Raw genomic sequence first — 21,617 nt, 5'->3', positions numbered from 1 at the left:
ACGCGGGCGAGCATGCCGGTCCACTCCAGCCGGACCACCCGTCATGCTGCGTCTGTTGACCGCCCTGTTGCTGTTCTGTTCGCCGCTGGCCGCCTGGGCGGTCGTGCACGTCGACTCGCCTGGCAAGGTACTTTCAGTCCAAGTCGACACTGATCCTGACGGCCGGCCCAGCTACATGGTGCTGCGCCACGGCAAGCCCCTCATTGCGCCCTCGCGGCTGGGCTTCCTCCTGGTCGACGCGCCCAAGCTGGACCGCAACCTGGTGCTGGGCACGCCGGTCACGCGCACGTTCGATCAGACCTGGGAGCAGCCCTGGGGCGAGCGCCGCGTCATCCGCAATCACTACAACGAGCTGCGCGTCACCCTGACCGAGAAAGTCGCACCCGCGCGCCATTTCGACGTGGTGTTCCGCGTCTACGACGATGGCGTGGGCCTGCGCTACGACGTCCCCGATCAGCCGGACCTCAAGGACGTGCGCATCGGCCAGGAGCTGACCGAGTTCAACATCGCCGACAAGGCCACCGCGTGGTGGATTCCGGCCTTCGAATGGAACCGCGCCGAATATCTCTACCACCGCACGCCGGTGGAGGAGATCGGCGATGCGCAGACCCCACTGACGTTGCGTACGACCGCCGGCCTCCACCTGTCCATCCACGAGGCCGCCCTGGTCGACTATGCCGGCATGAACCTCACCCGCGTGGAGGGGCGGCGCCTGCGCGCGGCGCTGACGCCGGGCAGTGGCGGCCAAGCGCCGGTCGAGCGGACCGCGCCCTTCCATACCCCGTGGCGCACGCTGCAGGTGGGCGAACGCGCCGGCGACCTGGTCGAATCCAGCCTGATCCTCAACCTCAACGAGCCCAACACGCTCGGCGACTTGTCCTGGTTCAAGCCGATGAAATACGTCGGGGTGTGGTGGGAAATGCACCTGGACAAGAAGACCTGGGCCTCCGGGCCCAAGCACGGGGCGACCACCGCCAACGTGATGCGCCATATCGACTTCGCGGCCAAACATCATCTTGGCGGGGTGCTGGTGGAAGGCTGGAACCTGGGCTGGGACGGTGACTGGTTCGGCAACGGCGAGGACTTCGACTTCCTCAAGGCCTACCCCGACTACGACCTGCGCAAGCTGGCCGCTTATGCCAAGTCCAAGGGTGTGCATCTGATTGCGCACAACGAGACCTCGGGCAACGCGGCCCACTACGAGACCCAGCTCGAAGACGCCTTCGCGCTATACCAGTCGCTGGGCATCGATGCAGTCAAGACCGGTTACGTGGCCGATGCGGGCCAGGCCAAGGTGATCGGCCGCGACGGCAAGCGCCACTACGCCTGGCACGAAGGCCAGGACATGGTCCGCCACTACCAGCATGTGGTCGATGTGGCCGCGCAGCACCACATCGCGGTGGATGCGCACGAACCGGTCAAGGCCACCGGCCTGCGCCGCACCTATCCCAACTTCGTGGCCCGTGAAGGCGCGCGCGGCATGGAATACAACGCCTGGGGCAACCCCGGCAATCCGCCCGAGCACGAGGAGAATCTGGTCTTCACCCGCCTGCTGGCCGGGCCGATGGACTTCACGCCGGGCATCTTCAAGATGCAGACCAGGCCCGGTTCGCACGTGTCCACCACGCTAGCCAAGCAGCTGGCGCTGTACGTGACGATCTACAGTCCGATCCAGATGGCCGCCGACCTGCTGGACCACTACGAAGCCAATCCAAAGCCCTTCAAGTTCATCGAAGACGTGGCCGTGGACTGGGATGAAACCCGCGTGCTCAACGGCGAGGTCGGCGACTACGTCACCATCGTGCGCAAGGCGCGCGGCGGCGAGGACTGGTTCCTGGGTTCGATCACCGACGAGCAGCCGCGCACGCTGGAAACCAAGCTCGACTTCCTCACCCCGGGCAAGCGCTACACCGCGCAGATCTACCGCGACGGCCCGGATGCGGACTGGGCGAAGAACCCCGAGGCGATCGTGATCGAGCAGCGCGAGGTCACCAGCGCCGACACCCTCACGCTCAAGCTCGCCCCTGGCGGCGGACAGGCGATCCGCTTCAAGGCCGAGTAGGCGCCCGGCTGGCGCGCGGTGGATCGCCCGGTCAGAATCGGGCGATCTTCGTTCATCACCGCGAGTCGTCCATGCCTGCACCCGCCCGCCTGACCGCTGCCCTCCTGCTGGCCCTGCTACCGGCCTTCGCCGTGACCGCGGCCGACGCGGCGGGCAAGCCCTACCGCAGTGCGCAGCAGATCCTGGACGCCTCGCCGGACAGCGCCTGGCGCAAGCTGGATCCGGATCGCACGCTGTACATGGACCTGGACACCGGGCGGGTGGTGATCGAACTGGCGCCGCAATTCGCGCCCGAGCACGTCGGCAACATCCGCACGCTGGCACATGAGCACTTCTGGGACGGCACCAGCATCTACCGCGCGCAGGACAACTTCGTGGTGCAGTTCGGTGACGTCGATGGCGAGGACCCCGCCGAGGCCAAGTCGCTGGGCTCGGCCAAGACTCATCTGCCAGCCGAGTTCCATCGCTCGGCCAAGGGGCTGGATTTCCAGAAGCTGCCCGACAGCGACGGCTGGGCCAAGGAAGTCGGCTTCGTCGATGGCTTCCCGGTCGGGCGCACCGGTCCGGACGGCACGGCGTGGCTGGCGCACTGCTACGGCACGCTGGGCGCGGGCCGCAACAACGCCGACGACAGCAGCATCGGCGCCGAGTTGTACGTGACCATCGGCCAGTCGCCACGTCAGTTGGACGACAACATCACCGTGGTCGGCCGCGTGGTGAAGGGCATGGAACTGCTGAGCACGATCAAACGCGGCCCTGAGCCGATGGGCTTCTACACCGACCCGGCGCAGCGCACCCCGATCAAGTCGATCCGCCTGGCCAGCGACGTGCCGGTGGCCGAGCGCACGCCGCTGGAACTGCTGCGCACTGACAGCCAGACCTTCCGCGAAGTGGCCGAATCCAAGCGCAACCGCGTGGACGATTTCTACAAGCGCCCGGCCGGGCACATCGACCTGTGCAACGTGCCGCTGCCGGTGCGCACGCCCAAGGACTGATCAGCGCCTTGCCGCGCGCTGGCTGACCGCCACGCTGCCCAGGATCAGCGCGCCGGCCACCAGCATCGGCAGTGTGACCGCCTCACCCAGCAGGGCCCAGGCGAACAGCGCGCCGAACAACGGCACCAGATAGGTCACCGTCGAGGCGGTGGCCGCGCCGACACGGTGAATCAGCCGGTAGTACAGCAGGAAGGCCAGGCCGGTGCAGACCACGCCCAGCGCCGTCACGCTGGCCCATGCGCCGGCGGACACCGCATGCGTGGGCCAGTGCGTCGCGGCCCACGGCGCCAGCAACAGGGCCGCGCTGCCCAGCGTGGCGGCGGCCGAGGCCGCCGGCGGCAGGCCCTGCATGTGCCGACGCACCAGGTTCACACCCACCCCGTACAGCAGCGCGGCCGTGGCACCGGCCAGCACCGCGCCGCCGACACTCGCGCCACCGGCCTTGCCCAGCGCCAGTACCACCACGCCAACGAAGCCGGTCAGCAACGCCAGCGCGCGTCGCGTACCGATCTTCTCCCCGAAGAACAGGGAGCCGACCAGCGCGGCGAACAGCACGGTCATCGCGTTGCAGATCGCACCGATGGCGGCCGGCGAACGCTGCGCGGCCCAGGCGAACAGCAGAAACGGCACCGCCGAGTTGATCAGCCCGATCAGGGCCAGCAACGGCCAGCGGCGGGTCGGGAACTGGGCGCGCGCCTTCCACAGGAACGGGGCCAGCACCAGCGCGCCCAGCGCCAGGCGTACTTCCACCAATGCCGCGGCCCCGAACTCGCTGGCGGCGATGCGCATGAAGAGAAAGGAGCAGCCCCAGATCGCGCCGAGCACGGTGAGGTCGATGGGGGTACGCCAGTCGCGGGTCGCGACCGGGCTCAGGCTGGGAGCGGCAGGCGTGGGCGTGGACATGGGGCATCGGCGGGAGTGGGGAAAGGCGCAGTGCGGCGGGACGGCAGCGACGCGCCAGGGCCGGCAACAGCGTGCGCGGACCGAGCGTGCCGTGCTCGCCGTTTCCGGACATCACAGGACAATGGCTATCCTCTGTCCGGCGTGAAACGCCCACAAGCGCGTAGTATCGCGCCCTGCCACAAATCTGGTTTGTGTCTTGCCATGCACCTGCGCCCGACCCTGCTGCCTTCGCTCGGCGTGTTCGCCGCCGCCGCGCGCCACCAGAACCTGGCTCATGCAGCCGAGGAATTGCACCTGACCGCCAGCGCGGTCAGCCACCATGTCCGCAAGCTCGAGCGCCTGCTCGAAGTCAGCCTGTTCCAGCGCCATGCGCGCGGCGTGACCCTCACCCCGGAAGGCCGCCAACTGGCTGATGCCGCCACCGCCGCGCTGGCCGACGTGGCCGCGGTGGCCGGCGCGCTCCATCCGCAGACCGACGTGGTGCCACTGCGCGTGACCACGCTGCATTCGCTGGCCTACAGCTGGCTGGTCCCGCGCCTGCCGCGCTTTTGCGCCGCACATCCTCAGGTGCGCGTGGAATTCGATTCCAGCCCCGCGCTGGCACGGCTGGATGAGGGCGGGTTCGATCTGGGCATCCGCTATGGCATCGGGCACTGGCCGGGACTGACCGCGCATCACCTGATGGACGACGCACTGTTCCCGGTCGCCTCGCCCGCCCTGCCCGGCGTGGACGCCGTCGACACGCCCTCGCGCATCACCACCCTGCCGATGCTCGCCGACCTTGGACCGCAGGGCTGGCGCGAATGGTTCCGCGAAGCCGGCGTGCACGGCGCGCAGCTGCCCACGCCGCACGTGTTCACCGACAGCACCGACGTCATGCGCGCGGCGGTCTACGGGCTGGGCGCGGCCCTGGCCCGCAAACACATCGCCGCGCCTTACCTGGCGCGCTACGAGCTGGTGCGCCTGCCCGGCCCGGACCTGCGCGCCCGCTATGCCTACTACGCCGTGCACGCCGCGCACCGCACGCTCTCGCCCGCGGGACAGTTGTTCCTGGACTGGCTCAAGGACCAGGCCCGCGACGAGCGCGCGCCGATGCCGGCCGTACCCGATGCGCTGCTGGGGCGCACGCGCCTGAGCGGTGAACGCGCCCGACCGCTGCGTGCCGACAATGTGCCCTAGACGGCCGCGCCGTCGTAGGAAACGACTTTCAAGGCCTCCAGGTCGAGTGCTGGGACGCAGCGCAGGTTCACCGCGATCATTGCCTCGCCATCCGGGCCGACGCCCTCGCCGTAGGGCGCCACGCCGCACACGCCGCAGAAGTGGTGCTGCAGCCGATGCGTGTTGAACGTGTAGGTGCGCAGGGCCGACGGGTCGACCTGCAGCACGACCGCCGCACGCGGCGCGAACCACAACAGCGCACCACGACGGCGGCACAGCGAGCAGTTGCAGTCGATGGCCTGGTCGATCTGACCCTCGAAGGTAAAGGCAAGAGCACCGCAGTGACAGCTGGCAGCATGGTCCATGGCACGGCTCCTGGCGGGTAGACCGGGCGAGCATAGGCCAAACCCCTGGCCGGCGTGTTCGATGCTCTATGCTCGACAGCCTTGCCACCCGGATCTCCCAACATGCGCCACCGCCTGCTCGCCGTCGCTGTCCTCGCCTCGCTCGCCGCCTGCCAACCGGCGCAGGCACCGACCGAAGGCGCCAAGTCCGACGTCGACACCCCGACCATGACCGGGACCGCCAAGGCCGACGTGAAGTTCGCCGACCTATCCAAGCGTGCGGTCGATGGCTGGATGCAGCTTTCGCCGGTTTCGGCCACGCAGGTGGGCGACCACCGCTACGATCACCAGCTCGACGACCTGTCCGCACAGGGTCGGCAGAAGGCCCTGCAGTTCAACCAGAACCTGTTGGCCGAGCTGGACGGCATCGACGTGCACGGCCTGTCGCGCGAGAACCAGGTCGATGCGGCCATCCTGCGCAACCAGCTGCAGTACCAGATCTGGGATGCGCAGACCCTGCAGTCCTGGGCCTGGGATCCGCAGGTCTATACCGGCCTGGCCGGAGGCGCCCTGTACGGCCTGATGGCGCGCGACTTCGCGCCACTGCCGCAGCGCCTGCAAGCGGCCATCGCGCGCATGGAGCAACTCCCGGCCCTGTTCGCCCAGGAGCGCGAGAACCTGGACCTGGCGCGCGTGCCCAAGATCCATGCCCAGACCGTCTCCAAGCAGAACCAGGGCGTGATGGGCATCGTCGCCCAGTTCATCACCCCGCACGCCAGCGAACTCTCCGAAACCGACCAGGCGCGCCTGGCCAAGGCCACCGCCGCGCTCAAGCAAGCCGTCGACGCCCAGCAGGCGTGGATCGACGGCACCCTGGTGCCCAACGCACAGGGCGACTTCCGCATCGGCGCGGACCAGTACGATCAGAAGCTCAAGTTCGCCCTGGTGTCCTCGCTGTCGCGGCAGGAGATTCGTCAGCGTGCAGAGGCTGAGATCAAGCGCGTGCGCGCCGAGATGTACGGCATCGCCCGCACCGTGCTGAAGGACAAACCTGGCGCGCCGGCCCTGCCCGAGGCGCCCAGTGACAACCAGCAGCAGGCCGCCATCGAAGCCGCCCTGGAGCTGACCTACGCCGACAAGCCGGCGCGCGATGCGGTGGTGGACACGGCCAAGGCCGCACTGGCCGAATCGACGGCCTTCGTGAAGGCCAAGGATCTGGTTACCCTGCCCGACGCGCCGGTCAAGATCATTCTGATGCCCGAGTTCCAGCGCGGCGTGGCGGTGGCCTACTGCGATTCGCCCGGCCCGCTGGACAAGGACCTGGACACCTTTTATGCGGTCTCGCCGATTCCGGGCGACTGGAACGCAAGCCAGGTCGATTCATTCCTGCGCGAATACAACAACCGCATGATCAAGCTGCTCTCCATTCATGAGGGCACGCCGGGCCATTACCTGGAAGGCTGGCATTCGGCCAAGTTCCCCTCCACGCTGCGCGCGGTGCTGCGTTCCGGGATGTTTGCTGAGGGCTGGGCGGTCTACACCGAGCACATGATGAGCGAGCAGGGCTACCAGGCCGACGACCCGCTGTACAAGCTGACCCAACTCAAGTTCTACCTGCGCACCATCTCCAACGCGATCCTGGACCAGGGCGTGCACGTGGATGGCTGGAGCAAGGAACAGGCCATGCACCTGATGGTCCATGACGCGTTCCAGCAGACCAGCGAGGCCGAGGGCAAATGGGTGCGTGCGCAGTTGTCCAGCGCGCAGCTGCCGACCTATTTCGTCGGCGTGCAGGAGATGCTGGACACGCGCAAGGCGGTGGAGGCCAAGCAGGGCAAACAGTTCAACCTCAAGGCCTACCACGACCAGTTGCTGTCCTACGGCGCCCCGCCGGTGCGCTTCGCGCGGGAGCTGATGCTGGATCAGCCCATCGAGTAAGCCGGCACGGCGTCGGCTTCAGCCGGCGCCGAACTCGGCGAGCGCCTGTGCCGCGGGCGCCGGCTTGCCGGGGTAGTAGCCCTGCCCCAGGTCGCACCCCATGTCGCGCAGGCGATTCCACAGGACCGTGTTCTCGATGCCCTCGGCTACGGTCACCGCCTCCAGGCTGTGCGCCATGCGGATCATCGATTCCACCAGCTTACAGGTGCGTGGGTTGTGCTCCATGTCGCGCACGAAGCTGACATCCAGCTTCAGCTCATCGACATGGAAATGGCGGAAATAGGACAGCGACGAGTAGCCAGTGCCGAAGTCGTCCACCGCGATGCGCAGGCCGCTTTCGCGTAACTCGGTCAGGCGCTTGCCGATCAGCTGGGGACTGTCGATGAAGACGGTCTCGGTGAGTTCAAGGACGACCTGTTCGGGGCGCACGTTCCAGATTCGCAGCGCCGCAGCGATCTGGTCGACGAAGCCTTCTGCCATCAGGGCGATGGGCGAGATGTTGATGCCGCACTGCAGGGTCGGCGTGTTGCGAAACGCCGGTGCGCAATGCCGCAGGGTGGCATTGACGCTCCAGCGGGTCAGCTCCTCGATCAGACCGGTCTTCTCCGCCGCGCCGATGAACAGCTCCGGGCTGACGAAGCCCAACACCGGATCGTGCCAACGGGCCAGCGACTCGTAGCCGCACAAGATGCCGCTGTCCATGCCGAAGATGGGCTGCAGGTAGACCTGCAAGCGATTGGTGGTGATGGCCTGGTAAAGGTCCCCGTAGACCACCTGGGGTTGGGCCTGACCCCGATAGGCCGCGGCGCGCTCGGGCAGGCGCGCCGCCTCCTGGCAGGCCACGTCCGCCTGGCGACACAGCTGGTCGGGGCATTGCGCAGCGCTGGCCATGCACAGCCCGACCGACACGATGGCGCGTGCCGAACGACCTTGCGCCTCAAGCGGATGCATGAACGCGCGGGCGACCTTGGAGGCGGCGAGCATGGCGTGATTGAGGTCGCGTAGTCCCGGCAGCACCACCGCGAAGTCGCACTCGCCAATCTGGACCGCTTCGTCCACCGCGCGCAGGCATTCGCGCAGCCGCACCTCGAAGGCGTCGACCAGCGCTTTGCCCGCCTCGTAGCCGAACACCGCCTCGAACTCGCGCAGGCGCTGCATGCGGACCATCAGCAGCGCCCCCGCCGGTTGTCCGGGCAGCGCCACGCGCTCAATGGTCTGGAAGAGGTGCACGCGATTGAGCATGTTGATCAGTCCTCCCTGCAGCGTCCGGTCGTGCACCCGACCGCCGACTCAGAGATAGAGCTCCCTGGGGTCCAGCCCGTAGGTACCCGCACGCAGGCCCCGGCGGATGCTGATCTGACGATCGTCGTAGGCTCCCCAGGTATCGCGCAGATCCATTGGCTCGAACATGGACCGCAGCTGCTTGTCCGCGTCGGTCAACAGCATCACCCGCGGGAACAGGCGCCGCACCGGATTCTGCGCCAGCACGATGGCCACCTCGCCGGTGGACAGCTCGACCAGCGTGCCGGTCGGATAGGCGCCCAGGCACTGCACGAACTGTTCGACCAGATCCGCCTGATACAGCGCACCGCGCTGGCGATACAGCACCTGCAGCGCGTCGTAGCGCGATATCGCTTCGCGATAAGGGCGCGCGCTGGTCATCGCATCGTAGGAATCGACGATGCCGGCGATGCGCCCGAACAGCGGGATCTCGTCCGCCACCAGCCCCTTAGGGTAGCCCGAGCCGTCCTCGCGTTCATGGTGGGTCACGATCATCTGCCGCACCAGGGGATTGTCTGCGCCGGACTCGTCGTAGAAGCGCACGCTATGCATCAGGTGCTCACGCACCAGCGCCATCTCGACCGGATCCAGGCTCCGGTTGCTCTCGAGCAGATCTTCCGGGATGACGGTCTTGCCGATATCCAGCAGCAGGCCTGCGGTCGCCAGATCGCGTAGGGCCTCGTCGGGCAAGCCAAGATGGCGGCCGAAGGTCGCCATGAAGCCACAGCAGTTCACCGCATGGCTGTAGGTATAGCTGTCGTGATTGCGCAGGGTCTCCAGCCAGAAAAAGGCATCGGGATTGCGCACGATACTGTCCACCACTGGCGTAATGGCTTCTGCCACCGCTTCCTCGTCCAGGCCGCCTCCGCCTCGCAGTGCGCTGACAATCTCGTGCGCGACGCGGTGGGCGTTGTTCAGCGCCTCGCTGGCCCTCGGGAGTTCTTCCTCGACATGGGACAGGACGGGCCTGGGATTTGCGGCGATCGCCGCCAACGTGGGCACCGCGTAGGCTTCACGTTTGGGCTTGGGCTTGCGGAGGGCACGCCGCGCGAAGCTGTCGCTCTTGACGATATCCACCGTGACTGTGGTGCACCACTGGGCCAGGGTAGCGATGTCCGCCTGGGACTCCACCAGGAAGCCCTGCAGCAGGAACGGCGTGCCCACCCAGTCACGGTCGAGCTTGCAGACATACATGCCCGGGCGCAGGTCGGCGACCAGCAGTTCATGCTCTTCGATCAGCATCGGCGCCCCACGTTCATCGCGTTCACCAGCAGCCTGCGCTGCCCTCCCCTGTTACGACATCTTCTCCCACACCTTTCCTTCTGCAATCCGTGAAGGTGTTGGCTCCCGCCCCGGTCGCGGCCCTCGCTCAAGCATCCGCTCCTGCAGCAACGAAGCCACCGCTCTGGCGCTTCCACAACCTCGCGTAAAGTCCGTTACGCGCCACCAGTTCGGCATGGGTCCCGGTTTCCACGATCCTGCCCTGGTCCATCACCACCAATCGGTCCATCCGCGCGATGGTGGACAGGCGGTGCGCGATGGCCACCACGGTCTTGTCCTGCATGAGCGCCTCCAGACTCTCCTGGATAGCGGCCTCCACGTCGGAATCTAAAGCCGAGGTCGCCTCATCCAAAAGGAGAATAGGCGCGTCCTTGAGCAGCACCCGGGCGATGGCAATGCGCTGGCGCTGCCCCCCGGATAGCTTGACCCCACGCTCGCCCACATGCGCTTCCAGGCCGCGGCGTCCTTCGCTGTCCACCAACGTCTCGATGAAGCCTTGCGCCCGGGCCTGTGCCAGTGCGAGGCCGATCTGCTCCGGCGTTGCATCCGGGCGTCCATAAAGCAGGTTGTCCAGGATCGAGCGGTGCAGCAGCGAGGTGTCCTGGGTCACCACCCCGATCTGGCCGCGCAGGCTGGTCTGGGTGACCATGGCGATGTCCTGCCCGTCGATCAGGATCCGCCCCGCCTCCAGGTCGTACAGGCGCAGTAGCACGTTGACCAGTGTGGACTTGCCCGCGCCGGAAGGGCCCACCAGGCCGATCTTCTCGCCCGGGCGGATGTCCAGGTCCAGCCCGGCGATCACCCCGCCCCGCTTGCCGTAGTGGAAGTGGATCCCCTCGAAGCGGATCGCACCATGTGGGGCCTGCAGCGCCGTCGCGCCAGGTTGGTCGGTCACCGCCTGCGGCCGGGCCACGGTCTCCATGCCGTCCTGGACCGTGCCGATGTCCTCGAACAGCCCGTTGACCACCCACATGATCCAACCGGACATGTTCTCGATGCGGATCACCAGCCCGGTGGACAGGGCGATGGCGCCCACGGTGATCGCGCCACGCTGCCACAACCACACGCCCAGGCCTGCTGTCAGGGTGATCATTAGGCCGTTGAGCACGGCGATGGTCACATCCATGGCGGTGGTCATGCGGGTCATGCGCCGGACCTTGGACAGGTTCTCGCGCACGGCCTCGGCCACGTACAGATCCTCGCGTTGTTCGTGCGGGAACAGCTTGAGCGTGGCGATATTCGTGTAACCGTCCACCACCCGCCCCATCAATTGTGACTTGGATTCCGACGCGCGCCAGGAGCGCTCCTTGATCCGTGGCACGAACACCGCCAGCGCCGCCACGTAGGCCACCAGCCAACCGATCAACGGCAGCATCAGGCGCCAGTCGGCCTGGGCGAACAGGAACAGCGCACTGCCGGTATAGACCGCCACGTACCACAGCGCGTCCACGATCTGCACCGCCGACTCCCGCAGCGAGGCCCCGGTGAGCATGATTCGGTTGGCGATACGACCGGCGTAGTCGTTCTGGAAGAACGCCAGGCTCTGGCGCACCACGTAGCGGTGCTGCTGCCAGCGGATGCGCGCGGTCAGCGACGGGGTCACCGCTTGATGCATCAGCAGGTCGCCCAGCGCCATCAGCACCGGCCGCAGCACCAGGGCCACGGCGGCCATGCCCAGCAGGTGCAGTCCATGGCGCTGGAAGAAGCCGGCCGCATGTTCGGCCTTGGCCAGGTCCACCAGCTTGCCGAGGAAATCGAACAGCGCCACTTCCACCAGCGCCACGGCAAAGCCGACCACGCACATGGCCATCAGGACCCAGCCGGCCTGGCGCAGATAGTGGGTATAGAACCGGAGCAGGCCGCGCGGTGGCGTACCCACGTCCGGCGGATCGAACACGTCGATCAGCGATTCGAACCAGCGAAAGATCATGCGTCGTGCACCCTATGTCGTCGCGCAGTATCGCCCCGGCGACGACAAGGCCGCGTGCGCGGCGGTGCATTCAGGCCGTATCAGTCAAGGCCTGCGAAGCGACGATGACGCCATTGGCATCGGCGTAGAGCCAGTGACCGGGCGTGAACTCGACGCCGGCAAAGCGCACCGGCACGTCGACCTCGCCCAGGCCTCGCTTTTCTGTCTTCATCGGCGCGGCGGCCAGCGCCTTCACCCCGAGCGGCAGGTTGCACAGCACCTGCACGTCGCGCACCGCGCCGTGGATGAGCAGGCCCGCCCAGCCATTGGCCACGGCCTGCTCGGCCAGCATGTCGCCCAGCAGGGCGCGGCGCACCGAGCCGGCCCCGTCCACGACCAGTACCCGGCCGGTGCCTTCGGCGGCCACCAGCTCGCGCACGCGCGAGTTGTCCTCCAAGCAGCGCACGGTGACGATGCGCCCGCAGAACATCGTCGCCCCGCCGAAATCCATAAAGCGCGGCTCGACGACCTGGACCTCGGGATGGGCGTCACAGAGGTCCGGGGTGGTCCAACTGGGATGCATGCGCAGGTCCGTTGGGACTAGAGGGCGTAGCTGACGGTGAAGCTGCCGAAGACCGGCGGCTCGTCCTGACCATCGAACTCACGGGTCGAATAGTAGCGGGCCAGGGCGAACTTCCAGCGTCCCTTCATGACCGCCACACCATACCCCGCGTAGGCCACATAGCGCCGCTTGTCCACGCTGTGGCTGTCCTTCCAGGTGTTGCCGTCCAGGGTGATGTCGCGACCAACCCAGCGGCCGTCGGCGGTCAGGAAGCCGTGGATGCGGAACACTCCGCCCGGCTCGGTCTGGCTACGCGGGGCGGTGTTCTCGCCGGCCGGACGCAGCGGTGTGCTGCCGAAATCATCGGGCAGATAGCGACCGAACCGCAGCTCCGCACCGCCGTTGACGAAGGTCTTGTAATTGCCCAGCGCACCGCCGGCATGGGTGATCGCATCCCAGGTCCACTTGCCCTGGCCCCAGGCGTAGCGATACATGCGCTCATGCTGGAGCATGAAGACCGGCTCGTCGCGCAGCTGGTTGTTCCAGCCCTCGAACTTGTCGTCGCCCAACACGCTGTGGACCGCGTTCTGGACCTCCTCGCCGCGTGCCGAGGGGCCAACCCAGCCGAGCTTGAGCAGCGTCGTGCGCAGGCTGTCGCCCTTGCGCGCGTTGTAGCCGAACCCGACCAGCAACGCCGCCGCGTATGGGCGGTCATCCTCGATGAGGTCCTTGCGGGTGTAGTCGGACGGTGTATAGATCTCCTGGCCCAGGGTGAAGACCATGTTCTGCTGGTCGAAGCCTTCGGGCTGGATCCAGGTCAGGTAGCGGTTCACCAGACGCGCCATGCGCGGCAGGCACGGGTCGTCGGTGTAGTTCTTCAGATTGGGCGAGACCAGCGAGAGCTGGACGCCATTGGTGTAGCCCTCGTCCTGATCCTGACCGCCGAATAGATCATTGTCGACGCGGAAGTTGACGGTGGGCGGAAGTTCGGTCCGGGTGGGGCAGCCTTCCGTTTCCGCTGCGTGCGCGCTGCCGCACGCGGCTGCTGCCAGCAGCAGCCATCCTGCTCTTGCCATGGGGTGTCCCAGAGGGTGGTTGGGGTGGCGCAAATCATGAACCGTCCAGTATTGAAATCCATGTGAAGACGGCGCCACGATTCAGTGCCGGCGCGTGTCGGTATCCTGCCCGCCCGCGCTCACGCGTGCTTCCCAGGCCCTTGCCATGCCCGCGACTCGCAGACCCACTCCCGGCGACGACCTCTTTGATGCTCGCCCCACGGGTGGTGCCGGCATCCGGGTCGGCATCGGTGGCTGGGTGTTCGCGCCATGGCGCGACAACTTCTACCCGGCCGGACTGGTCCAGCGACTGGAGCTGGACTATGCCAGCCGCCATGTCACCGCGATCGAAATCAACGGCACCTTCTACGGCACCCAGCAGCCCGCGACCTACGCCAAATGGCGCGATGCCACGCCGGCGGGCTTCATGTTCTCGGCCAAGGCGCCCAAGCGCATCACCCAGGCGCGCAGGCTGAGCGGCACGCGCACGCAGGTGGAGGATTTCATCGGCGGCATCAGCGCGTTGGGCGACAAGCTCGGTCCGTTGGTGTGGCAGTTCGAATCCGGGCGCCGGATTGATGCGGAGGAATTTGCCGGCTTCCTCGACCTGCTGCCCAAGCGCGCCGCTGATCGTCCGCTGCGCCACGTGCTGGACGTGCGCGATCCGGCTTTCATCACGTCTGCGTTTCTGGAACTGGCACGCCAGCACGGCATGGGCACGGTCTTTTCCGAATCCACCGAGTACCCGTCCTTCGCCGACCTCACCAGTGACTTCGTCTACGCCCGGCTGATGGCCAGCCGCAGCGATGAACGCCATGGTTATCCGGACAGCGAGCTGGACGCCTGGGCCCGCCGCGCACGGGCGTGGCGGCGTGGCGAAGACCTCGCCGAGCTGCCGCATGTCGGCCCTACCCCCGCGCCGAAGCAGCCACGCGAGGTCTTCGTGTACTTCATCTCCGCGGCCAAGGAGCGCAACCCCGCCGCGGCCATGGCCCTGCTCCAGCGCCTGCAGGCTGCCTAGCGTCGGCGCAGGCGATCCAGGCCAGCAACTCCTGGGTCGATCACCACGCACACTCCCGTCATCACCGACGCGTTGCGGGCCACGCTCGGCGCGCCATGGGCACTTACGTCCCCAGATGGATACGGATTCTCGCGGACCACGCTGCCCCGGATCAGCATCCAGGCCAGGGGAGCACCGGGAACAACAGCCACCAGGCGACATCGCGCAGATCCAGCCCGCGCCAGGCCACCCAGCCCAGTCACCAGACCAGAAGCAGCGCCACGGCCGCAACGATTCACGGTCCGGCAGCGGCGCTCCCTGCACCTGCGCAGACTCCATGGGGGCGGCGCCTCGAACCGAGGATCCCATGCTGCGTGGACGACTCGGCCGCAGCGATAATGCCCCATGCCTACCCCCGTCCCGTTCAAGGCCCACCTGCAGGTCCATGCCTGCGTCATGCTGTGGGGCTTCACCGCCATCCTCGGCAAATTGATCACCCTGCCTGCGCTGCCGCTGGTGTGGTGGCGGATGCTGCTGGTCGTGCTTGCCCTGGCGCTGCTGCCTTCGGTCTGGCGTGGACTGCGCGCGATGCCGGCGCGGCATCGCTGGGCATACGCGGGCATCGGCGCGCTGGTCTCACTGCACTGGCTGACCTTCTACGGCGCCATCAAGCTGTCCAACGCGTCGGTGGCGGCGACCTGCATCGCGCTGGCACCGGCCTTCACCTCGATCGTGGAGCCGTGGGTGGCCAAGCGCCCGTTCGATCTGCGCGAACTGATCTTCGGCCTGGCCACGCTGCCGGGCGTGGCCCTGGTGGTCGGGGGCGTGCCGCACGAGATGCGCGCCGGCATCGCGGTCGGCGCGCTGTCGGCCCTGTTGGTGGCGCTGTTCGGCTCGCTCAACAAGCGCATGGTCGAGGGTGGCGATCCGCTCACCGTCACCGCGCTGGAGCTGGGCGCCGGCACCTTGATGCTGAGCCTGCTGGCGCCAGTGATGCTGCTGGTCCCCGGTTTCGGAGGGACGCTGCTGCAGGTCCCAGGCGCGCACGACGCCCTCCTGCTGTTGCTCCTGTCACTGGCCTGCACCCTGCTGCCCTTCGCCATGGCCTTGGCCGCGCTGCGCCACGTCAGCGCCTACGGCATGCAGCTGGCGACCAACCTGGAGCCGGTCTACGCGATCGTCCTGGCCATCCCGCTGCTGGGCGAACAGCGCGAACTCACCGCGCAGTTCTACGCCGGCGTGGCGATCATCCTGCTGGCGGTGTTCGCCCATCCGGTGTTGACCCGGCGTCGCGGGGCCGCGCATCCGGAGTTGCTGGCCACCTCGGAAGCCAAGGGCATCGTCGACTAGGACGCGGTCTTACCAACGCTCCATCTGGGGCAGCAGGCCGCGCAGTTCAGCATCGGTGAGGTTGCGCCAGCGTCCGGTCTTGAGCGGGCCCAGCTTGACGTTGTCGATGCGCACCCGGCGCAGCTGGGTGACCCGATAGCCAAAGGCCGCGGCCATGAGCCGGATCTGCCGGTTCAGGCCCTGGGTCAGCACGATGCGGAAGCCGAACTTGGCGATACGCCCGGTGCGGCACGGCAGGGTCATCTGGTCGTGAATGCGCACGCCCTTGGCCATGGCGCGCAGGAACTCGTCGGTCACCGGCTTGTTGACCTCCACCAGGTATTCCTTCTCGTGGCGGTTCTCCGCGCGCAGGATCTGGTTGACGATGTCGCCGTTGCTGGTCAGCAGGATCAGGCCCTCGGACTCCTTGTCCAGGCGACCGATCGGGAAGATGCGCTGCTCGTGGCCGACGAAGTCGACGATGTTGCCCTTGACGCTGGCTTCGGTGGTGCAGGTGATGCCGACCGGCTTGTTCAGCACGATGTACACATGCTTGCGGCCACTGGACTTGACCACCGTCCGCGCGCGCAGCGGCTGCCCATCGACCAGGACCACGTCGCCCTCGCCCACCACCGCGCCGGTGCCGGCCGGATGGCCATTGACGGTGACCCGGCGCTCGCCGATGAGCTTGTCGGCTTCGCGGCGTGAGCAGAATCCGGTCTGCGCGATGTGCTTGTTGAGTCGGGTCGGGCCCGCGTCAGGTGCGTCTTCGGTCATGGCGACAACTTCGTAAAGCGGAGCTTGCTCCGCTGCGTTTGGTTTACATCGTGCGTAGGAGCCACAGGCGTCGTCCGCGAGCTGGCTTGGGCTTGAGAGCAGCGGAGCAAGCTCCGCTCTACATGGTCGGAGCGAGCTCAGTGCTCAAAGCCAAACAAAGCTCTGCGCTACGGGCCCTTCGGGCCCTTGCGGTGGGGCTTGCCGCCCGGCTTGAATCCAGCCTTGCCGGCGGGACGCGGCTTGGCGCCCCCCGGTCGCGCCGATGGCGGCCGGAACTGGCGCGGCGCGTCCTGGCCAGTCTCCTCGCCGACCTTGTGGATCCTCAGCTGCTGGCCGGACACCCAGACCTTCTTCAGATGGGTCAGCGTGTCGTCGGGCATGCCCTCGGGCAGGTCCAGGACCGAGTAGTCGTCCTGAATGTCGATGCGACCGATGTAGCGGCTTTCCAGCCCGGCCTCGTTGGCAATGGCGCCCACGATATTCGCCGGCTTGACGCCATGCGCGTGACCGACCTCGATGCGATAGCGCTCCATGCCCGGCTCCGGCTGCCCGGCCGGCGCGCGGCGCGGACGTTCGGCGCGTGCCTCGTCACCGCCCTCCCGCATCGGACGCTCCGGGCGCGGGCGCTCGCCCCGCTCCGGACGCTCGCTGCGTTCGAAGCGCGCTGCTGGACGCTCGGTGCGCTCCGTGCGCTCGGGACGCGGCGCACGCGGGCGCTCGGCCGACAGCAGCAGCGGCGTGTCGCCCTGCAGCAGGCGCGCCAGCGCCGCGGCGATGTCCACGGCCGGCACGTTGTGCTCGCGCTCGTAGCCTTCGATCAGCGCGCGGTAGTCGCCGGCTTCGCCCGCGGCCAGGGTCTCGGTGATCCGACCCAGGAACTTGGCCACGCGACGGTCGTTGACATCGTCCACGCTGGGCAGCTGCATCTCGGTGATCGGCTGGCGGGTGGCCCGCTCGATCGCGCGCAGCATCGACTTCTCGCGCGGCGTCACGAACAGGATCGCCTCGCCGCTGCGCCCGGCACGCCCGGTGCGGCCGATACGGTGCACGTAGCTCTCGGTGTCGTAGGGGATGTCGTAGTTCAGCACGTGGCTGACGCGCTCCACGTCCAGGCCGCGCGCGGCCACGTCGGTGGCCACCAGGATGTCCAGCTTGCCGTCCTTGAGCTGGGCGATGGTCTTCTCGCGCTGGGCCTGCTGCATGTCGCCGTTGATCGCCGCCGCGGCCAGGCCACGGGCCTGCAGCTTCTGCGCCAGCTCTTCGGTGGCCGCCTTGGTCCGGGCGAAAATGATCATGCCGTCGAACGGCTCGGCTTCCAGGATGCGGGTCAACGCGTCGAGCTTGTGCAGGCCCGAGACGAACCAGTAGCGCTGGGTGATGTTGGCCGAGGTCGTGGTCTTGGAGGCGATGTTCACCTCGACCGGCTCTTTCAGATAGGTCTGGGCGATGCGGCGGATGGCCGGCGGCATCGTGGCCGAGAACAACGCCACCTGGCGCGTCTCCGGCGTCTTCTTCAGCACGGTCTCGACATCGTCGATGAAGCCCATGCGCAGCATCTCGTCGGCCTCGTCCAGGACCAGGGTGGTCAGGCCGGACAGGTCCAGCGAACCACGCTCCAGGTGGTCGATCACCCGGCCCGGGGTGCCCACCACCACGTGCACACCGCGCTTGAGCGCCTGCAGCTGCGGGTAGTAGCTCTGTCCACCATAGATGGGCAGCACGTGGAAGCCGGGGATCTTGGCGGCGTACTTCTGGAAGGCCTCGGCCACCTGGATGGCCAACTCGCGCGTGGGCGCCAGCACCAGGGCCTGCGGCTTGCCGCTCTCGGCGGCCAGGCGCGAGAGCACCGGCAACGCGAACGCCGCAGTCTTGCCGGTGCCGGTCTGCGCGGTGCCCAGCACGTCGCGCCCTGCCAGCAGCGCCGGGATGGTGGCGGCCTGGATGGGCGAAGGCGACTCATAGCCCACGGCGGTCAGTGCGGACTGGACCGGCTCGGACAGACCAAGGGCGGAGAACGGCACCGCGGGTGCGGCATTTTCGGAAGACATGATGCAACTCGGACAGCGTAATGGCCGCCTATTGTGCGCCCTGGCGGCCTCCTGCGCCTTGAACGACGCCTGCCGGGAGTGTCAAACCGACCGCTGGCGACGATATTTCGTCTTTGCATCGCCGGTTTTCAATGCTGCAAATGCCGGCGCAAGGCCCGTCGAAACGCTGGCACCGCCGCCACGCGCAGCGCCCCGCGCCGCAACAGGCGCGCCCCCGGGCGCTCGTCGGTGTACAGCCGCGCCACCAATTGGGTGGCCGCATACAGCGGCCAGGTCGCCCGGCGATGCGCCCGCGCGAAGGCCTGCAGCGGCGGCGACGCGCCCGGATCGGCCGCACCCTCCAGGGCTGCGGCCAAGCGCTCGACCCCGGCCAGACCAAAATTGAAGCCATGCGCGGTGACCGGATGCATGCCCACCGCCGCATCCCCGGCCAGGGCGAAGCGCGGCCCAGCCAAGCGCCGGGCATAGCTGGACACCAGCGGATACAGGTGGCGACAGCTGGCCAGGCGCATGGCGCCCAGGCGCTCCTCGCACAATCCGGTGACCTCTTCGGCGAAAGCCGTCGGGTCCAGCGCCATCATCGCCGCGGCTTGCTGTGGCGCCAGGGTCAGCACCAGCGAGGAGCTGTCGCCCACCAGCGGCAGCAAGGCCACGGTGCCGCCATAGGCGAACCACTCCAACGCCACCCCGTGGTGCGGCCGGGCGTGGGCCACATGGCAGACCAGCATGCTGCGCCCCAGCTCGTGCAGTTCGGCGCCCACGCCCAATTGCCGACGCAGCCCCGACAAACGACCGTCCGCGGCCACCAGCAGGCGCGTGTGCAGCAGGCGGCCATCGTCCAGGGTGATCACCACCCGCTCCGGCTCACGGCGCAGCGCGGCCACCCCGACATCGTCCAGCACGCTCACACCCGGCTGATCGAGCGCCGCCTCGTAGGCGGCCTGGCGGATGCGGTGATTGGCCACCAGCCAGCCCAGCGGCTGGTCAATGTCCGCCTCGCCGCCGATGGCCAGGGCGAAGGGCGAAGCACCGTCCTGCACGCGGGCCTGGCACAGCGGCGCGATCGTCCCGGCGTCCAGGCGCGACCAGACCTGCAGGCGGTCCAGCAGCCGCCGCGAAGCATGGGTCAGGGCGATCTCACGGCCGTCGAAGACCGGTGCGGCCAGCGCCGTGCGGGGCTGGCGTTCCACCACCGCCACCGTGCGCCCCTGCTGGGCCAGCGCGCGGGCCAGGCACAGGCCGACCGGTCCACCGCCGCCCACCACCACGTCAACCTGCATTGCCTGGACCTCTTCTGGAGCTGGAAGCGTCCTACCCTAGCGACTACCCCAGCGCGTGCATTGATCTGGCGCAAGGTGCGGTGTGACAAGACACCGGCCGCCGCGAATCATCCAGGCATTCCACACACGCTTTCCCGGACCTCCCCATGGAAGACGCCGCCGTGCCACCGGCCCTCGCCCAGGACGAACAGACCCGGCACCGCTTCGAGGCGCTGCTGCAGGCCCATCGCGGGATCGTGCTCAAGGTCGCGGCCAGCTACGCCTTCCATCCCGAGGACCGGGCCGAACTGGCGCAGGAAATCGCCACCCAGCTGTGGCGGGCCTTCGCGCGCTATGACGACCAGCGCAGCTTTTCGACCTGGATGTACCGGATCGCGCTGAACGTGGCCATTTCCCAGGTCCGCGGCCAGGCCCTGCGCCAGCGCCACGCCGTGGCCTTCGATCCCAACCTGCACGACATGGCCGACCCACACGCGGCCGACCCGGAGGCCGAGCAGCAATTGCGCCTGCTGCGCGCGTTCATCGCCGGCCAGCCGCCGCTGGAGCGCGCCTTGCTGGTGCTCTACCTGGAAGAGCGCCCCTCGGCCGAGATCGCCGAGATCCTGGGCATCAGCCAGACCAACGTGACCACCAAAATCGCGCGCCTCAAGCAGCGCATCCGCGACCAACTATGACTTCTTCGGAGCCAACCCATGGACCTTGATGAGATGAAAGCCGCCTGGCAGACCCTGGACGCGCGCCTGCAGCGCCAGAGCGCGCTCAACCTGCGGTTGTTCACCGAAAGCCGCCTGGACAAGGCCCGCGCCCGCCTGCGCCCCCTGCTGGCCTGGCAGATCGTGCAGATCCTGCTCGGGATCGGCATGGCGGTGGTATTTGCCCGGTTCTGGGTGCAGCACACGGATTCGCCAGCGGCGCTGGTGTCCGGCCTGGCCCTGCATGCGTGGGGCGTGGCCCTGGTGGTCTGCTCGACCGTGGACGTCCTGCTGCTGACCCGCCTGCATTACGCCAAGCCCGTGCTTACCGTGCAGAAGACCCTGGGCCAGCTGCGCTGGTGGCGGATCAGGTGGCAGCCGCGATTGGGCCTGGCCTGGTGCCTGCTATGGCTGGCGTTGTTGGAAGTTGCGGCCGCGGCAGTCACCGGCCGGGACCTGCCGACCGGCTTCCTGGTGTGGACGACCGCGTTCAACCTGCTGCTGCTTGGCGGCTGCGTGCTGTCGCTGCGCCGACGCCGCGACCTGTTCGACACAGGCAGCGTCGGCCGCAGCATTCCCCGTGCACAGACACTCTTGGACGAGATCGCGGCCTTCCAGCGCGAGGAGGCCGACGCCAGCCGCTAGACTGCCGCCATGCAGATCCTCGAATTCGATCTCGACGGCGAGTACGTCGAACTCCACATCCTGCTCAAGCTGTGCGGCCTGGTCGACAGCGGCGGCATGGGCAAGCAGGTCGTCGCCAGCGGCGTGGTCACCGTGGACGGCGTGCAGGAACTGCGCAAGACCGCCAAGATCCGCGCCGGTCAGGTCGTACGCGTCGAGGACGAGGTCGAGATCCGGGTAATGGATCCGGAAGACTGAGCACTGCCCCGCGGGCGCCTGCCCGCGTGGGAGCCGCCATGGCGGCGATGAAGCTTCCCGGTGGAGTCCAATCGCTGCCATGGCAGCTCCCACGAGGGGCTAGATCGATAAGAGGCCCGTC

Annotated in this window: 19 protein-coding genes; 9 read left to right on the top strand and 10 right to left on the bottom strand. The window is 67.9% G+C overall.

Features of this window, described 5'->3' with window-relative positions; genetic code table 11:
* Positions 1 to 43: 43 nt before the first annotated feature.
* Together ACORQU_RS13475 and ACORQU_RS13470 are read left to right on the top strand one after the other, a co-directional pair.
* Entirely contained in the window at positions 44 to 2,062 is a 2,019-nt protein-coding gene (locus ACORQU_RS13475) for a glycoside hydrolase family 97 protein (RefSeq protein WP_491641627.1), read from the top strand.
* A gap of 71 nt (positions 2,063 to 2,133) precedes the next feature.
* A complete protein-coding gene (locus ACORQU_RS13470; protein WP_491641626.1) occupies positions 2,134 to 3,057 on the top strand; it encodes a peptidylprolyl isomerase in 924 nt (307 codons plus the stop codon).
* Here the strand turns inward: ACORQU_RS13470 and ACORQU_RS13465 are convergent, their stop codons facing one another.
* Positions 3,058 to 3,960 carry a DMT family transporter gene (locus ACORQU_RS13465; RefSeq protein ID WP_491641625.1) on the bottom strand — a complete coding sequence of 301 codons (903 nt, stop codon included), beginning with the start codon at positions 3,958 to 3,960 and terminating at the stop codon, positions 3,058 to 3,060.
* A gap of 201 nt (positions 3,961 to 4,161) precedes the next feature.
* On the opposite strand from ACORQU_RS13465, the gene ACORQU_RS13460 reads away from it, so the two are divergent.
* The gene (locus tag ACORQU_RS13460) at positions 4,162 to 5,139 is read left to right on the top strand and encodes a LysR substrate-binding domain-containing protein (protein WP_491641624.1); all 978 of its coding nucleotides are present in this window, start codon (positions 4,162 to 4,164) and stop codon (positions 5,137 to 5,139) included.
* On the opposite strand, the gene ACORQU_RS13455 is transcribed toward ACORQU_RS13460, so the two are convergent.
* On the bottom strand, positions 5,136 to 5,483 hold the full coding sequence (locus tag ACORQU_RS13455) for a GFA family protein (RefSeq protein ID WP_491641623.1): 348 nt from the start codon (positions 5,481 to 5,483) through the stop codon (positions 5,136 to 5,138). The two genes, ACORQU_RS13460 and ACORQU_RS13455, sit on opposite strands and share 4 nt — an antisense overlap.
* A 102-nt stretch (positions 5,484 to 5,585) precedes the next feature.
* Here ACORQU_RS13455 and ACORQU_RS13450 point away from each other — a divergent pair, with 102 nt between their 5' ends.
* Entirely contained in the window at positions 5,586 to 7,400 is a 1,815-nt protein-coding gene (locus tag ACORQU_RS13450) for a DUF885 domain-containing protein (RefSeq protein ID WP_491641622.1), read from the top strand.
* A gap of 18 nt (positions 7,401 to 7,418) precedes the next feature.
* Here the strand turns inward: ACORQU_RS13450 and ACORQU_RS13445 are convergent, their stop codons facing one another.
* The 5 genes from ACORQU_RS13445 to ACORQU_RS13425 all read right to left on the bottom strand — a co-directional run bounded on the left by ACORQU_RS13445 (position 7,419) and on the right by ACORQU_RS13425 (position 13,509).
* Entirely contained in the window at positions 7,419 to 8,642 is a 1,224-nt protein-coding gene (locus ACORQU_RS13445) for a putative bifunctional diguanylate cyclase/phosphodiesterase (RefSeq protein ID WP_491641621.1), read from the bottom strand.
* 48 nt (positions 8,643 to 8,690) lie between these two features.
* Positions 8,691 to 9,923, bottom strand: coding sequence for an HD-GYP domain-containing protein (locus ACORQU_RS13440; protein ID WP_491641620.1), 1,233 nt, complete (start codon positions 9,921 to 9,923; stop codon positions 8,691 to 8,693).
* Between the two features lie 127 nt (positions 9,924 to 10,050).
* Positions 10,051 to 11,892 carry an ABC transporter ATP-binding protein gene (locus ACORQU_RS13435; protein WP_491641618.1) on the bottom strand — a complete coding sequence of 614 codons (1,842 nt, stop codon included), beginning with the start codon at positions 11,890 to 11,892 and terminating at the stop codon, positions 10,051 to 10,053.
* A 70-nt stretch (positions 11,893 to 11,962) separates the two neighbouring features.
* A complete protein-coding gene (gene rraA, locus ACORQU_RS13430; protein ID WP_491641617.1) occupies positions 11,963 to 12,454 on the bottom strand; it encodes a ribonuclease E activity regulator RraA in 492 nt (163 codons plus the stop codon).
* A gap of 17 nt (positions 12,455 to 12,471) precedes the next feature.
* A complete protein-coding gene (locus tag ACORQU_RS13425) occupies positions 12,472 to 13,509 on the bottom strand; it encodes a lipid A deacylase LpxR family protein (RefSeq protein ID WP_491641616.1) in 1,038 nt (345 codons plus the stop codon).
* A 145-nt stretch (positions 13,510 to 13,654) separates the two neighbouring features.
* On the opposite strand from ACORQU_RS13425, the gene ACORQU_RS13420 reads away from it, so the two are divergent.
* Together ACORQU_RS13420 and ACORQU_RS13415 are read left to right on the top strand one after the other, a co-directional pair.
* Positions 13,655 to 14,509, top strand: coding sequence for a DUF72 domain-containing protein (locus ACORQU_RS13420; protein WP_491641615.1), 855 nt, complete (start codon positions 13,655 to 13,657; stop codon positions 14,507 to 14,509).
* Positions 14,510 to 14,893: 384 nt separating this feature from the next.
* Positions 14,894 to 15,838 (top strand): DMT family transporter, encoded by a 945-nt coding sequence (locus ACORQU_RS13415; RefSeq protein ID WP_491641614.1) that lies wholly within the window; start codon positions 14,894 to 14,896, stop codon positions 15,836 to 15,838.
* 9 nt (positions 15,839 to 15,847) lie between these two features.
* On the opposite strand, the gene ACORQU_RS13410 is transcribed toward ACORQU_RS13415, so the two are convergent.
* The 3 genes from ACORQU_RS13410 to ubiM form a co-directional block, all read right to left on the bottom strand.
* The gene (locus ACORQU_RS13410; protein ID WP_491641613.1) at positions 15,848 to 16,594 is read right to left on the bottom strand and encodes a pseudouridine synthase; all 747 of its coding nucleotides are present in this window, start codon (positions 16,592 to 16,594) and stop codon (positions 15,848 to 15,850) included.
* A gap of 167 nt (positions 16,595 to 16,761) precedes the next feature.
* Positions 16,762 to 18,642 (bottom strand): DEAD/DEAH box helicase, encoded by a 1,881-nt coding sequence (locus ACORQU_RS13405; protein WP_491641612.1) that lies wholly within the window; start codon positions 18,640 to 18,642, stop codon positions 16,762 to 16,764.
* Between the two features lie 128 nt (positions 18,643 to 18,770).
* Positions 18,771 to 19,922, bottom strand: a complete 1,152-nt coding sequence (ubiM, locus tag ACORQU_RS13400) for a 5-demethoxyubiquinol-8 5-hydroxylase UbiM (protein ID WP_491641611.1) — start codon at positions 19,920 to 19,922, stop codon at positions 18,771 to 18,773.
* A gap of 146 nt (positions 19,923 to 20,068) precedes the next feature.
* On the opposite strand from ubiM, the gene ACORQU_RS13395 reads away from it, so the two are divergent.
* From ACORQU_RS13395 to ACORQU_RS13385, 3 genes are read left to right on the top strand one after another with little or no spacing between them, the layout of a single operon-like run.
* The gene (locus ACORQU_RS13395; protein ID WP_491641610.1) at positions 20,069 to 20,596 is read left to right on the top strand and encodes an RNA polymerase sigma factor; all 528 of its coding nucleotides are present in this window, start codon (positions 20,069 to 20,071) and stop codon (positions 20,594 to 20,596) included.
* Positions 20,597 to 20,614: 18 nt separating this feature from the next.
* Positions 20,615 to 21,259, top strand: coding sequence for a hypothetical protein (locus ACORQU_RS13390; protein WP_491641608.1), 645 nt, complete (start codon positions 20,615 to 20,617; stop codon positions 21,257 to 21,259).
* A gap of 9 nt (positions 21,260 to 21,268) precedes the next feature.
* Positions 21,269 to 21,496, top strand: coding sequence for an RNA-binding S4 domain-containing protein (locus ACORQU_RS13385; protein ID WP_271646767.1), 228 nt, complete (start codon positions 21,269 to 21,271; stop codon positions 21,494 to 21,496).
* Positions 21,497 to 21,617 lie beyond the last annotated feature (121 nt).

Source organism: Pseudoxanthomonas sp. JC1303, assembly GCF_058448525.1.
The sequence above is the reverse complement of the archived record's forward strand: the minus strand, read 5'-3'. Positions and strand labels throughout refer to the sequence as shown.

Excerpts from the sequence above, each read along its gene's own strand:
- ACORQU_RS13475 (WP_491641627.1), top strand. The coding sequence starts at position 44 with ATGCTGCGTCTGTTGACCGCCCTGTTGCTGTTCTGTTCGCCGCTGGCC.
- ACORQU_RS13470 (WP_491641626.1), top strand. The coding sequence starts at position 2,134 with ATGCCTGCACCCGCCCGCCTGACCGCTGCCCTCCTGCTGGCCCTGCTA.
- ACORQU_RS13465 (WP_491641625.1), bottom strand. The coding sequence starts at position 3,960 with ATGTCCACGCCCACGCCTGCCGCTCCCAGCCTGAGCCCGGTCGCGACC.
- ACORQU_RS13460 (WP_491641624.1), top strand. The coding sequence starts at position 4,162 with ATGCACCTGCGCCCGACCCTGCTGCCTTCGCTCGGCGTGTTCGCCGCC.
- ACORQU_RS13455 (WP_491641623.1), bottom strand. The coding sequence starts at position 5,483 with ATGGACCATGCTGCCAGCTGTCACTGCGGTGCTCTTGCCTTTACCTTC.
- ACORQU_RS13450 (WP_491641622.1), top strand. The coding sequence starts at position 5,586 with ATGCGCCACCGCCTGCTCGCCGTCGCTGTCCTCGCCTCGCTCGCCGCC.
- ACORQU_RS13445 (WP_491641621.1), bottom strand. The coding sequence starts at position 8,642 with ATGCTCAATCGCGTGCACCTCTTCCAGACCATTGAGCGCGTGGCGCTG.
- ACORQU_RS13440 (WP_491641620.1), bottom strand. The coding sequence starts at position 9,923 with ATGCTGATCGAAGAGCATGAACTGCTGGTCGCCGACCTGCGCCCGGGC.
- ACORQU_RS13435 (WP_491641618.1), bottom strand. The coding sequence starts at position 11,892 with ATGATCTTTCGCTGGTTCGAATCGCTGATCGACGTGTTCGATCCGCCG.
- rraA (WP_491641617.1), bottom strand. The coding sequence starts at position 12,454 with ATGCATCCCAGTTGGACCACCCCGGACCTCTGTGACGCCCATCCCGAG.
- ACORQU_RS13425 (WP_491641616.1), bottom strand. The coding sequence starts at position 13,509 with ATGGCAAGAGCAGGATGGCTGCTGCTGGCAGCAGCCGCGTGCGGCAGC.
- ACORQU_RS13420 (WP_491641615.1), top strand. The coding sequence starts at position 13,655 with ATGCCCGCGACTCGCAGACCCACTCCCGGCGACGACCTCTTTGATGCT.
- ACORQU_RS13415 (WP_491641614.1), top strand. The coding sequence starts at position 14,894 with ATGCCTACCCCCGTCCCGTTCAAGGCCCACCTGCAGGTCCATGCCTGC.
- ACORQU_RS13410 (WP_491641613.1), bottom strand. The coding sequence starts at position 16,594 with ATGACCGAAGACGCACCTGACGCGGGCCCGACCCGACTCAACAAGCAC.
- ACORQU_RS13405 (WP_491641612.1), bottom strand. The coding sequence starts at position 18,642 with ATGTCTTCCGAAAATGCCGCACCCGCGGTGCCGTTCTCCGCCCTTGGT.
- ubiM (WP_491641611.1), bottom strand. The coding sequence starts at position 19,922 with ATGCAGGTTGACGTGGTGGTGGGCGGCGGTGGACCGGTCGGCCTGTGC.
- ACORQU_RS13395 (WP_491641610.1), top strand. The coding sequence starts at position 20,069 with ATGGAAGACGCCGCCGTGCCACCGGCCCTCGCCCAGGACGAACAGACC.
- ACORQU_RS13390 (WP_491641608.1), top strand. The coding sequence starts at position 20,615 with ATGGACCTTGATGAGATGAAAGCCGCCTGGCAGACCCTGGACGCGCGC.
- ACORQU_RS13385 (WP_271646767.1), top strand. The coding sequence starts at position 21,269 with ATGCAGATCCTCGAATTCGATCTCGACGGCGAGTACGTCGAACTCCAC.